10 protein-coding genes and 1 rRNA gene are annotated in these 12,836 nt (G+C 46.9%); all 11 read right to left on the bottom strand.

The genetic code is table 11. The features are described from left to right. Positions 1-180: 180 nt before the first annotated feature. Positions 181-1,747 (bottom strand): 16S ribosomal RNA (locus ACZ444_RS01075). Positions 1,748-2,351: 604 nt separating this feature from the next. After that, positions 2,352-3,833: a lysine--tRNA ligase gene (gene lysS / locus ACZ444_RS01070; protein WP_382358104.1), complete on the bottom strand. Its 1,482-nt coding sequence runs from the start codon at positions 3,831-3,833 to the stop codon at positions 2,352-2,354. A gap of 153 nt (positions 3,834-3,986) precedes the next feature. Beyond that, positions 3,987-4,499, bottom strand: a complete 513-nt coding sequence (folK, locus tag ACZ444_RS01065) for a 2-amino-4-hydroxy-6-hydroxymethyldihydropteridine diphosphokinase (RefSeq protein ID WP_382358102.1) — start codon at positions 4,497-4,499, stop codon at positions 3,987-3,989. Then, entirely contained in the window at positions 4,496-4,861 is a 366-nt protein-coding gene (gene folB / locus ACZ444_RS01060) for a dihydroneopterin aldolase (protein ID WP_382358101.1), read from the bottom strand. The genes folK and folB overlap by 4 nt, the downstream gene beginning before the upstream one ends. Further along, a complete protein-coding gene (gene folP / locus ACZ444_RS01055; RefSeq protein WP_382358100.1) occupies positions 4,854-5,687 on the bottom strand; it encodes a dihydropteroate synthase in 834 nt (277 codons plus the stop codon). Before folP ends, folB begins: the two co-directional genes overlap by 8 nt. 101 nt (positions 5,688-5,788) lie before the next feature. After that, positions 5,789-6,715, bottom strand: a complete 927-nt coding sequence (gene cysK / locus ACZ444_RS01050) for a cysteine synthase A (RefSeq protein WP_382358099.1) — start codon at positions 6,713-6,715, stop codon at positions 5,789-5,791. Between the two features lie 123 nt (positions 6,716-6,838). Continuing rightward, entirely contained in the window at positions 6,839-7,717 is an 879-nt protein-coding gene (gene hslO / locus ACZ444_RS01045; protein WP_382358098.1) for an Hsp33 family molecular chaperone HslO, read from the bottom strand. A 2-nt stretch (positions 7,718-7,719) separates the two neighbouring features. Continuing rightward, on the bottom strand, positions 7,720-8,517 hold the full coding sequence (locus ACZ444_RS01040; RefSeq protein WP_382358097.1) for a type III pantothenate kinase: 798 nt from the start codon (positions 8,515-8,517) through the stop codon (positions 7,720-7,722). 141 nt (positions 8,518-8,658) lie between these two features. Then, on the bottom strand, positions 8,659-10,695 hold the full coding sequence (ftsH, locus tag ACZ444_RS01035; RefSeq protein WP_382358096.1) for an ATP-dependent zinc metalloprotease FtsH: 2,037 nt from the start codon (positions 10,693-10,695) through the stop codon (positions 8,659-8,661). A 120-nt stretch (positions 10,696-10,815) separates the two neighbouring features. After that, the gene (gene hpt / locus ACZ444_RS01030) at positions 10,816-11,364 is read right to left on the bottom strand and encodes a hypoxanthine phosphoribosyltransferase (RefSeq protein ID WP_382358095.1); all 549 of its coding nucleotides are present in this window, start codon (positions 11,362-11,364) and stop codon (positions 10,816-10,818) included. Positions 11,365-11,379: 15 nt separating this feature from the next. Beyond that, the gene (gene tilS / locus ACZ444_RS01025; RefSeq protein WP_382358094.1) at positions 11,380-12,768 is read right to left on the bottom strand and encodes a tRNA lysidine(34) synthetase TilS; all 1,389 of its coding nucleotides are present in this window, start codon (positions 12,766-12,768) and stop codon (positions 11,380-11,382) included. Positions 12,769-12,836: the final 68 nt, after the last annotated feature.

The raw sequence follows: 12,836 nt of genomic DNA, 5'->3' as shown, positions 1-12,836 counted from the left end.
GTGCATCTCTGCACAAGGCTTCTATCTGCAAGCATCACAGTATGTGATAACTTAGACAGATGAGGGTTTGCTCCCTCAAAACTGAACCAAACAACCAGAGTAGCTGAAAACAGATATCGGTCCGGCCGATACTGCCGCGCTAAGCGACAAGCACCGGCTTCCGTATAATATCTTCCTTAGAAAGGAGGTGATCCAGCCGCACCTTCCGATACGGCTACCTTGTTACGACTTCACCCCAATCGTTGGCCCCACCTTCGGCGGCTGGCTCCAAAAAGGTTGCCTCACCGACTTCGGGTGTTGCCAACTCTCGTGGTGTGACGGGCGGTGTGTACAAGGCCCGGGAACGTATTCACCGCGGCATTCTGATCCGCGATTACTAGCGATTCCGGCTTCATACAGGCGAGTTGCAGCCTGCAATCCGAACTGGGAATGGTTTTATGGGATTTGCTTCACCTCACGGCTTCGCGCCCCTTTGTACCATCCATTGTAGCACGTGTGTAGCCCAGGTCATAAGGGGCATGATGATTTGACGTCATCCCCGCCTTCCTCCGGTTTGTCACCGGCAGTCACCTTAGAGTGCCCAACTTAATGCTGGCAACTAAGCTTAAGGGTTGCGCTCGTTACGGGACTTAACCCAACATCTCACGACACGAGCTGACGACAACCATGCACCACCTGTCACTCTGTCCCCGAAGGGAACACGGTATCTCTACCGCCATCAGAGGATGTCAAGACCTGGTAAGGTTCTCCGCGTTGCTTCGAATTAAACCACATGCTCCACCGCTTGTGCGGGCCCCCGTCAATTCTTTTGAGTTTCAGCCTTGCGGCCGTAATCCCCAGGCGGAGTGCTTAATGCGTTAACTTCAGCACTAAGGGGCGGAAACCCCCTAACACCTAGCACTCAACGTTTACGGCGTGGACTACCAGGGTATCTAATCCTGTTCGCTATCCACGCTTTCGCGCCTCAGCGTCAGTTACAGCCCAGAGAGTCGCCTTCGCCACTGGTGTTCCTCCACATCTCTACGCATTTCACCGCTACACGTGGAATTCCACTCTCCTCTTCTGTACTCAAGTCCTCCAGTTTCCAATGACCTGCCGCGGTTAAGCCGCGGGCTTTCACATCAGACTTAAAAGACCGCCTGCGCGCCCTTTACGCCCAATAATTCCGGACAACGCTTGCCCCCTACGTATTACCGCGGCTGCTGGCACGTAGTTAGCCGGGGCTTTCTGGTCAGGTACCGTCAAAATACTGCCCTGTTTGAACAGTATCTGTTCTTCCCTGACAACAGAGTTTTACGATCCAAGGACCTTCTTCACTCACGCGGCGTTGCACCGTCAGACTTTCGTCCATTGCGGATGATTCCCTACTGCTGCCTCCCGTAGGAGTCTGGACCGTGTCTCAGTTCCAGTGTGGCCGATCACCCTCTCAGGTCGGCTACGCATCGTGGCCTTGGTAGGCTTTGATCCCACCAACTAACTAATGCGCCGCGGGCCCATCTGTAAGTGGCAGCCTGAGGCCGCCTTTCAATCCCTCACCATGCGGTGAGAGGTGTTATCCGGTTTTAGCTCGCGTTTCCACGAGTTATCCCGGTCTTACAGGCAGGTTGCCCACGTGATACTCACCCGTCCGCCGCTCGTTCCACAGGCATCATCCCCGAAGGGGATCTGCTTGCTTCCCGCGCTCGACTTGCATGTATTAGGCACGCCGCCAGCGTTCGTCCTGAGCCAAGATCAAACTCTCCAATAAATAAGAGAGATGCAAACGACTGACACCGATCAATCGTTTTATCTCAGCGTTCATAATGTCTCAAAAAGCTTCATCCAATCATATGAATACATATGACCGGGAGCCTCTTACCTGACATCTGTTTCAGGCTGGTTGTTTTGTTCAGTTTTCAAGGAGCAAATCGGATGCCGCCTCTCAAAAGCGACTTAATTAATATAACATCTTTCAACAATGTAGTCAACAATGATTTTTTGTTTTTTTATTGCTGATCACGTCTCTTAACGCGACATTTGTTAATTTACCACGAATTTCAGCCTGAATCAATAGGTTTAAACAAAAAAGTTATTATTTTTTATTGATAAACCCTTATTTAACGATAGACAGTCTGTACGTGCTTATGAAGGGTCAGATAAACAGTCTATAGCAAAAGCTGTATGACGTGCAACTGTGTTGTTGTATCCAGCAATCTCTGCTTAACACATCATTTACTGTATAACTTTCAGCCGACTGTGCGTCTGCACAATTGCTGCAAACCAGATGGCCTAAGAGGCTGAATACCCCGATCAAAACCTTAAGTCAGCCCTGACCGGGGCTATCTCCCCTATGGACAGCGTGCAGTACGCCATTATTTACTGCGCATCAACGGAAACAGCAATACATCCCGAATAGACGGGGAATTGGTTAAAAGCATCACTAAGCGATCAATTCCAATCCCTAATCCACCTGTTGGAGGCATTCCATATTCCAGTGCCTCCAGGAAGTCTTCATCCATTAAGTGAGCCTCATCATTGCCTTCCGCTCGTTCTTTCACTTGTGCTTCAAAACGTTCACGCTGGTCAATCGGATCATTTAATTCGCTGAATGCATTCGCGTGCTCCCGGCCAACGATAAACAATTCGAAGCGGTCCGTGAACCTCGCATCTGTTTCATTCCGTTTTGCAAGCGGGGATATTGCTACGGGGTGGCCGTAAATAAACGTCGGCTGCACCAGCGATTCCTCTACTTTTTGTTCAAAGAATTCATTAAGAACATGACCATATGTCATCGTGTCCTCAATTTCAATACCATTCTCCCGGGCCAATTCCCGCGCTTCTTCGTCACTCATATCCGGCCAGAAGTCAACACCCGTGTACGCCTTAACAGCATCAACGATATGCAGTCGCTGCCATTCCGGTTCCAACTCAATAGTGTCTTCTCCATACTGAATCCGTGTACTTCCAAGAACGTCTTGGGCAATATGAGACAGAAGATTTTCTGTCAGTGTCATAATATCGGTGAAGTCACTGTACGCTTCATACAGCTCCATCATCGTAAATTCCGGATTGTGCCGGGTCGATACCCCTTCATTACGAAATACACGCCCAATTTCATACACCTTTTCCATACCGCCAACGATCAGTCGTTTCAAATGTAATTCGATGGCGATTCGCATATACAGCGGCATTTCCAGGGCATTATGGTATGTCTTAAATGGTCGGGCGGATGCCCCTCCTGGAATACCATGCATCATCGGTGTTTCCACTTCAAGAAAGTCTCGTTCATCCAGATAACGGCGCATTGAGCGTATAATCTTACTGCGCAGGATAAATGTTTCTTTACTGGACGGGTTGGTAATTAAATCAAGATAACGCTGACGGTAACGCTGCTCAACATCCTTCAGCCCGTGATACTTTTCCGGAAGAGGTCTTAACGATTTGCTGAGCAGTGTAAATTCTGATGCTTTCACAGACAGTTCGCCAACTTTTGTTTTAAACATTACACCGGTAACACCGACAATATCACCCATGTCAGCAGACTGGAAAATCTCATAAGCGTCTTCACCAATCATATCTTTCCGGACATAGATCTGAATTTGGCCGCTTAAGTCCTGTACGTGGGCAAAGCCTGCTTTTCCCTTGCCGCGTTTTGTCATAATACGTCCGGCAATTGTTACTGTGTCGTCTTTTTCTTCCAATTCTTCTTTTGAAAATTGATCATACTGGCTGATCAGATCCGCGGCAAAATGGGTCCGTTCAAATCTGCCGCCGAACGGGGACACATTTTTCTCCTGATAAAAGGCCAATTTCTCACGCCGAGCGCGCATATGATCATTTAATTCTTCTGTCACCATTATCACTCCAATTCATCCGGAATAATTTCTTATCGATTAACATTTCAAAAGCCAAAACAGCTGGACGGAAAAATGCCTCAGGGGAAAAACAGCCGGTAACCGCGCCGCGCAAGTCTCTAGTCGTCCAGTTTCCAATTAACGGTGATGCTTTTAGTCATCTGCCGGATTGCTGCCGGGCCAAAAGACAACGCCGTCTGTTTCGCTTCCGGATAATTCATGCCTATAATCCAATATAGTTTTTCCAGTCGCCGGCACCATTAAATCAGGTGCAATTTCGCACAGCGGCACCAGCACAAAAGCCCGTTCAAGCATGCGCGGATGCGGAAGGGTCAGTCGTTCTGTTTCTCTATTCTCCTGATTATGCATTAAAATGTCAAGATCCACTGTACGCGGCCCAAAGCGGACCGTCCGTTTCCTTCCGAGCTCTTGTTCAATCGTCTGGCAGAGATCCAAAAGTTCAAGGGCAGAAAGAGACGAAGCTACTTCAATAACCATATTTAAAAAGTCTGCCTGTTTGGTATAACCAACGGGCACAGTCTCATAAACAGATGATTGTTTAACAACGGTTAGAGATGGGCAATTATTCAAAGTACTGACAGCTTGCTGCAAGTAGGTTTCCCGGGGTTCGATATTTGATCCTAAGGCTATGTAGCTGTTATTCATATGTCACGCTCCCGGAAAATTTCTACGCCAACAGACTGGTAATGGCCGGGTATAGGCGGGTCTGGTTTGGTGACTTTTAATTGACAGGCCTGAAGCTTGTCAAAAGCTCGAAATAATTCGTCAGAAATAGCCTCAGCAACAGTTTCAACTAAATTCTTCGGTTTCCCTTCTACAACTGTTTTCACCGCTTCAAATACCTTGCCATAGTCAATCGAATCCCGCATATCATCTGTGCGGCTCGAAGTGTGTAAATCAAGCATCAATTCGGCATCGACATAAAAGCGCTGCCCGAGCCTGGTCTCTTCAGCATACACACCATGATAACCGTAAAACATCATTTGCTTAAGTATAATTTTATCCAAGACTGGTCACTCCTTGCTTGCCAAGAATGGCATCTGTCACCCGGGCCAGTTCAGCATGTAATTTCACATTATGGACACGAACGATCTGCACACCCTTGGTGATCCCGAGACAAGTCGTTGCTCCGGTGCCATTATCGCGCTCATCAGGCGGCAAATCCAGAATTTTACCGATAAATGACTTGCGCGATGTGCCAAGCAGGACCGGATACCCAAGCTCCGTGAACGCATCCAGATGATTCATCACGGTTACGTTATCCGCAGACGTCTTCGCGAATCCGATGCCGGGATCAAGCACAATCTGCTCGGGAGATACGCCGGATTCAAGAGCAATAGCTATACTTTCCTGCAAGTCCGTCTTCATATCCGAAATAAGTGACGTATAGTTTTGATTTGTCCGATTATGCATCAGGATAATCGGGACATGATGCTCAGCCGCAACCCGGGCAATAGCAGGTTCCTGTTTTGCCCCCCAGATGTCATTAATCATATCAGCGCCTGAGGCAATCGCCTGGCGCGCCGTCTCGGCTTTATACGTATCAACGGAAATCGGAACATGGACATGCTGCTTAACAGCCTCAATAACTGGCAAGATGCGTTCGAGTTCTTCATTCTCTGAAACTGGCTCGTGAGACGGACGCGTTGATTCACCGCCGATATCGATCATATCGGCTCCCTCACGCTCCATTAAGACAGCCTGGGTAACAGCGTGATCGACCGTTGAATAATGACCTCCGTCGGAAAAGGAGTCAGGCGTCACATTCAAAATACCCATAATATGTGTCCGATCGGCTAAGTTCAGGGTTTTAGGACCAGTCGTTAAGTTCATAGCGTGCCTTCTTTCTGACGTTTACTCTAATCCTATCACAGCATGAAAAAAAGGACTAGCATCAGATAACCTGATGCCAATCCTTCAGCCTGACAGACCCTTTAATCATCATACTGAAAAAGTGGCGTTGACAAGTAGCGTTCCCCATTATCAGGTATAATCGCCAGCACTTTTTTGTCCCGTCCCAACGATTGCGCAACTTTTTGGGCTGCCGCTATAGCTGCTCCAGAAGATATGCCGCCCAGAATGCCTTCTTGTCGGGCTACCTCACGAGACGTTTGAAAGGATTCATCATTGGAAATACGAATGACATCATCATATACGCTGGTATCGAGAACATCCGGCACGAACCCTGCACCAAGCCCCTGAATCTTATGCGGCGCGGGTGATTCACCAGATAGGACAGCTGAGTCTTCAGGTTCAACAGCATAAAGCTTAATGCCGTCATAGTGGCGTTTAAGCACCCGTCCAGCACCAGTTATTGTCCCGCCGGTACCAACTCCGGAAATAAAGGCATCCAAACCTTCATCCATCTGCCGGACAATTTCTTCACCAGTTGTGCGTTCGTGCACCTCTGCATTAGCCTCGTTACTGAATTGCTGCGGCATGAAATAGCCATATTCCTGCTGAAGTTCTTCAGCTTTATTGATAGCGCCCGTCATGGCATCGGCACCTGGTGTCAGAACAAGCTCAGCACCATAAGCGCGCAACAGGTTACGCCGTTCCTGACTCATTGTATCCGGCATTACCAATATTGTCTTGTAGCCCTTTGCAGCTCCAACCATAGCAAGTCCGATGCCCGTATTACCGCTTGTCGGCTCAACGATGGTGTCCCCTTCGTTCAGCTCACCCTTCTTTTCAGCAGCTTCGATCATGGCAAGTGAAATACGATCTTTCACTGAACTGCCTGGATTCATAAATTCAAGTTTCAAATAAATCTCAGCACTGTTCGCGTCAGTCGATCGATTCAGTTTAACAATCGGTGTTTCACCAATCAGATCAGCTATACTATTCGCTGTCTGCAACATGACCCCTCCTAAATCCTGAGTAAACTCATAGGTTTTATATATAATCTATGCTTCACTCAAAAAAATGTCAAATAACTCACATCACGAATGTATCATTTTCCGAGTAAATCTCGAGCCAGCATATCAGCTGATCGATTCTTTGAGTTCCTCCAGATCCTGCTCTGAAAACTGATAGACCTCGTTACAAAAATGACAGGTAGCTTCCGCGCCATGATCCTCATCAATCATACTTTGAATTTCCTCCTGTCCCAGTCCGGTGATCGCCCGTTCAACACGTTCTTTCGAGCACCCGCACTGGAAACGGACTGGTAAACGGCTGTGAATTGTTACGTCATCATCTCCAAAAAGTTCCTCCAGTATCTGTTCAGGCGAATAGCCTTTTCGGATCAGTGTCGAAACAGCCGGAAAGGACTGAATCTTCTGCTCCAGATGCTTAATGACCTCATCTTCAGCATCAGGCATGATCTGCACAATAAAACCACCGGACGCCTGTATGCTCAAATCCGGGTTGACCAGGACACCGGCGCCGACCGCTGAGGGCACTTGTTCTGAATTGGCAAAGTAGTACGTGAAATCGTCGCCAATCTCACCTGAAACAATTGGTACCTGACCTGTGAAATGTTCTTTCATTCCTAAATCTTTGACAATGCTCAAGGTTCCTTCTGTACCAACGGCCTGTGCCACATCCAGCTTGCCCTGTTCATTCAGATCAAAATCAACATGCGGATTGGTGAGATAGCCGCGCACATCACCTGTCGCGTCACTATCCGCAACAATGGTGCCAATTGGGCCGCCTCCTTCTACTTTAGCAGTAATTGTATCATCGCCTTTCAGCATAGCGCCCATCATAGCACTGACTGTCATCGTCCGCCCCATAGCAGCTGAAGCTGTTGCCCACGTATCCTGACGCCGCCTTGCCTCGTCCACTGTATCGGTTGAGTTAATGGCATACGCACGAACTTTTCCGTTATAGACCGTTGCCTTTACTAAATAGTCTTTCATCGTCAGTCTCCTTTAAACGAAGCATTATTTTGTTCCATATTTTTGTTATAAATCAGATATAAACCTTTTAACGTCAAATACTTATCCGCATAGTCAATCGAGTCAGATGCATCAGCAATCAGCGATGCCAATCCCCCGGTGGCAATGACAGTTGGTTCCCTCTCAGTTTCCTGCTTCATACGACTGACAATGCCGTCAACCTGACCAACAAAGCCATAAAAAACGCCAGACTGCATCGCCTCCACCGTGGACCGGCCGATTGCATGGTCAGGCGGCTGGATTTCAATCTTAGGAAGCTTTGAAGCCTGCTTATTAAGAGCTTCCACCGAGATTAAAATACCAGGAGCAATCAAGCCGCCATGATAAGCTGCATCGTCATTGATATAACAGTAGGTCGTTGCTGTTCCAAAATCAATGATAATCAGCGGCGTTTCGTATTCCTCAATTGCACCAACAGCATTCACAATCCGGTCAGCGCCAATTTCCTCAGGGTAAGGATAAGACATCTCTAAATACGAGTGAACGGCATCTCTGCCAACCACCATCGGTTCCAGATCAAAATATTTAGAGCACATTTTCTCCAGAGCAAACATAATGGGCGGGACAACAGATGATATTATGACACCTTTTATATCAGAAAATGAGATGCCTGCATCCCACATAAGTGACTTGATTAGAGCGGCAAATTCATCTTCCGTCTTATAACGATCTGTTTTTATGCGCCATTCGTGAATTAATATATCATCCTTAAAAATACCCAGTACTGTGTTTGTATTGCCTGCATCAAGTACAAAAAGCATTCACGACCAAACCTTCCTTATAGATATTTTTGTTTACTATATCACAAAACAGTATGCCCATGAAAAATTGGCCTTTCTGATGTTACTTGAGATGAAAACAGCCCCTCAATTGTTTGAGAGGCTGTATCGTCTATTAGGCATTTATTCGTCTTTACGCTGATTATCGTCATCCGGATTTGCTTCAGTCGACGAATCGCCGTCGTCTGTTTCATCGCTGCGTTCCTGCTCCCGCTTTTCGTTCTCTTCTTCCTTCGCTTCTTCATAGGATTGGAATTCCGGTTCGCCATCATCATCATCTTGAGACTGAATGTTAACCTTAACATCTGCCGATGATTTATCATCTTCTTCTGGCTCCGGCAGCTCACCATCTTCAAAGAGAGATGTGATCTGCTGCTTATCAATGGTTTCGATGTCTTTCAATGTCTGAGCAAACAATTCCAGTTTATCCTTATGTTCGGTAAGGATTGACTTAGCTTGTTCATAGCAGGAATTAATAAAGTTTTGGATCTCTTTATCAATTTCATAAGCGATTGAATCACTGTATCCTGAATCTTCCTGCATATCCCGGCCAAGGAAAGGTCCGCCGCCGCCGCTCTTAAACTGCAGCGGGCCGATTTTGTCGCTCATGCCATATTCTGTGATCATCTTGCGTGCAATATCAGTGGCACGCTCAAAGTCATTAGAAGCACCTGTACTTACTTCACCAAAAATAACTTCCTCAGCAACACGGCCACCCAGCAGCCCTGTAATTTTATCGAACAGCTCAGGCTTGGTCATAAAGCTGCGGTCCTCCCGCGGGAGCATAACCGAATAGCCGCCTGCCTGACCGCGTGGCACTATCGTTACCTTATGAACATCGTCAGCACCGTCCAGCACCAGACCGATGATCGCATGACCGCTCTCGTGATAGGCAACAATATTGCGTTCTTTTTCTGAGATGACCTTACTCCGTTTAGCCGGTCCGGCAATGACCCGGTCAACCGCTTCATCAACATCATCTTTGTTAAGTTTGTCTCTGTCAGAACGCACTGCCACCAGTGCTGCCTCATTCAGCAGATTCTCCAGGTCGGCACCTGTGAATCCTGGTGTACGTCTGGCAATTGTGTCAATATCAACGGTATCGTCCATTGGTTTATCCTTGGCATGAACTTCAAGTACCTCCGCACGTCCTTTCACATCAGGACGGTGAACCGTAATCTGACGATCAAAACGTCCAGGACGCAAGAGAGCCGGGTCAAGAATATCCGGACGGTTGGTTGCGGCAATAATGATAATGCCTTCATTGACGCCGAAACCATCCATTTCAACCAGAAGCTGGTTCAACGTCTGCTCACGTTCATCGTGGCCGCCGCCAACACCGGCACCACGCTGCCTGCCAACCGCATCAATCTCATCAATGAAGATGATACAAGGTGAGTTTTTCTTGGCATTTTCAAACAAATCACGTACACGCGAAGCACCAACACCAACAAACATTTCCACGAAATCTGACCCGCTGATCGAGAAGAATGGTGTTCCGGCTTCTCCCGCAACAGCACGTGCAAGCAATGTCTTACCTGTCCCTGGAGGGCCTACCAGAAGCACCCCTTTTGGAATGCGTGCACCAACAGAGGAGAATCTTTGAGGATCCTTCAGAAAGTCAACAACTTCAACAAGTTCCTGCTTTTCTTCATCTGCCCCAGCAACATCTTTAAACCGCACTTTTTTATGTTCATCACTGGCCATTTTCGCTTTATTCTTGCCAAAATTCATGACGCCGCGGCCGCCACCACCGCCGCCTTGTGATTGACTCAGAATAAAGAAGAAAAACAGTCCTATTATCAGAAATGGAATAATCGTTGTCAGAAATGTAACCCAGCCGCTTGGTTGTTCTTCCTCAGCAACATTAAGTTCACTTTGACCTTTTGCCTTGCTCGTAATTTGCGTAACAATATCTGTTGTATCAGGAACCTGTGCGACAAATTCCTTACCGCCGGACAACTCACCGGTGATACGCATAATGCCATTAGAAGGCTGCATCGTCATTTCACTGATTTCACCACTGTCCAGCTGATTTACAAAGGCCTGGTAATCATATTCTTTTTTCTCATCGCCTTGTCCTTGAAAAACGCCTATTACACCGATAACAACTAAAAATATCAGTAAATAAAATATGACATTTCGAAATATACGATTCATTCCTTACCTCCTCCCAAGCGGGGAAAACTATAGATCATAGTACCATATTAAAAACAGCCTACACAACTAATTGTATTTACCTCATCTGCCGGCTGAATCCAGCTTGTTTAAGACGTTTACTCACGCTTTGTCACCGCCGTAAATTTCCGGTTTCAGAACCCCGATATACGGCAGATTCCGGTAACTCTCCTGATAATCAAGTCCGTAGCCAACGACAAATTCATTCGGTACTTCAAACCCCATCATATCGGCTTTAATGTGTGACGTTCTGCCCGTTGGTTTATCAAGCATCGTAACAATTTTAATGGAGTTTGCCTGGCGATATTTAAATAAATCCACCAAATATTTTAAGGTCAGGCCGCTGTCGATGATATCCTCAACGATCAAGAGATCACGGCCTTCAACTTTCGTATCCAGATCCTTAACAATCTTAACTTCCCCTGAAGAGCGCATGCCGTTGCCATAACTGGATACGTCCATGAAGTCCATCTCCAAGTGCGTATGGATGTGACGCAAAACATCTGACATAAAAGGCAGCGCACCCTTCAGGACGCCGACAGCCAGCGGGAAGCGCCCATCATATTCCTTTGTCAGCTGACTTCCAAGTTCTTTACATTTAGCGGCAATGTCCGCTTCAGTTATTAATACGCGTTCTATATCGTTGTGCATGCTGCTCCTCCTATGTTATGTACCCCGTTTTGTATAACTGATCTGGATGCAGGATCCCTTTTCGGCCTGTATTGGCGGAAGCCCCTTTTTTAAACCAGGAAGCCATAATACGTTATCATTATTATCAGTGATAACCGGCCACATATCCCTCTCATTTACTGGAATTTTAGCATCAATAAAAATATCTTTCAGCTTTTTGCTTCCATTTAGCCCTGACCAGCGCATACGGTCACCTGAACGGCGCGTCCGTATATGCAACGGCCATGCAACTCCTTGTTCAGGGCACAGATAAACCATATGCCCGTCCGCAACCGTCTGAGCGGTTATAACGGCGGAAAAGCGCGTCCCGCCTGGAATCTCCGTCTCGCCGGGAATGTTCATCACTTTATGGTACGGCTGTGCTGGCGTGTTCTGGAAGTAAAACGTTATGGACGCATAAGATCTAACAAGCTTTAATGATTGCGGAAAGTCAAGCCTGCTGTGACCATGATCATCCATAAGCATCGCAAAAAACTGTTCCTCATGACTATAGGAAATACTATCCTTATTATCCTTATACAGATAATCCAATATTAGATGAAGAGCCCGCCTTTGTAAAGGACGGGAGTACGATTTAAATATATAAATATTGAAACGTGCACACAAACCCGGTCCATCGAAGTTTACGACGTTATGAACCATTTTTCTGGCTTCCTGCTGCAGAAAAAGGTCGTCTTCCTGCAGTGATGCGCTCATATGCCGGATTGTCCGGTGCCAACTATGGTTTTTTGCTTTCAGTAAGGGAAGAATATTATGACGGTAATCATTACGTGTATACGTATCCTTCGCATTGGATGGATCACGTCTCGGTCTCAGAGCATGCTGCCTGCAATAATGTTCAATCTGATCCTTCGTAACGCCTAACAAAGGCCGAATGATTTTACCGGATGCAAATGCACGCTCCAGCGGAATCCCCGCGAGCGACTTAACACTAGCCGAGTGTATAAGCCCCATGAGCATCGTTTCCAGTTGATCGTCAGCATGATGGCCAAACGCCAGATAATCTGCCTGATACAGATTCATCTGTTCAGCAAAAAATTGATAGCGCATATCTCTGGCGGCTTTCTGTGTCCCGATCTGTTTTTCGGCCTGATAGGCTCCTACATCCAGAGACGTCCCGACAAACGCAATACCCCATTCCTGACACGTCTGTCTGACAAAGTTAAGGTCATCGAGTGATTCCTGCCCGCGCAGGCCATGATCAATGGAGACAACAATCAGACGCAAATCCCATATCGTTTGCATGTTATAAAAAAAGTGCAAAAGAGCCATAGAATCCGGTCCGCCCGAAACGGCAAGCAAGACCGTTGTGTGACTGCGGACCATTTGGTGATGCCTTATGAACGCACGAACTGTATTATCCATACGCAGTTCCTTTCCTGATCAGAAAATAGCCTTTTAGTACGTCTATATTTTATCACAATTGCTGAATA

This window comes from Lentibacillus kimchii (assembly GCF_055381965.1).
This window is presented reverse-complemented; position numbering and strand designations above follow the sequence as displayed.

Excerpts from the sequence above, each read along its gene's own strand:
- folK (WP_382358102.1), bottom strand. The coding sequence starts at position 4,499 with ATGAATAACAGCTACATAGCCTTAGGATCAAATATCGAACCCCGGGAA.
- folP (WP_382358100.1), bottom strand. The coding sequence starts at position 5,687 with ATGAACTTAACGACTGGTCCTAAAACCCTGAACTTAGCCGATCGGACA.
- cysK (WP_382358099.1), bottom strand. The coding sequence starts at position 6,715 with ATGTTGCAGACAGCGAATAGTATAGCTGATCTGATTGGTGAAACACCG.
- hslO (WP_382358098.1), bottom strand. The coding sequence starts at position 7,717 with ATGAAAGACTATTTAGTAAAGGCAACGGTCTATAACGGAAAAGTTCGT.
- ACZ444_RS01040 (WP_382358097.1), bottom strand. The coding sequence starts at position 8,517 with ATGCTTTTTGTACTTGATGCAGGCAATACAAACACAGTACTGGGTATT.
- ftsH (WP_382358096.1), bottom strand. The coding sequence starts at position 10,695 with ATGAATCGTATATTTCGAAATGTCATATTTTATTTACTGATATTTTTA.
- hpt (WP_382358095.1), bottom strand. The coding sequence starts at position 11,364 with ATGCACAACGATATAGAACGCGTATTAATAACTGAAGCGGACATTGCC.
- tilS (WP_382358094.1), bottom strand. The coding sequence starts at position 12,768 with ATGGATAATACAGTTCGTGCGTTCATAAGGCATCACCAAATGGTCCGC.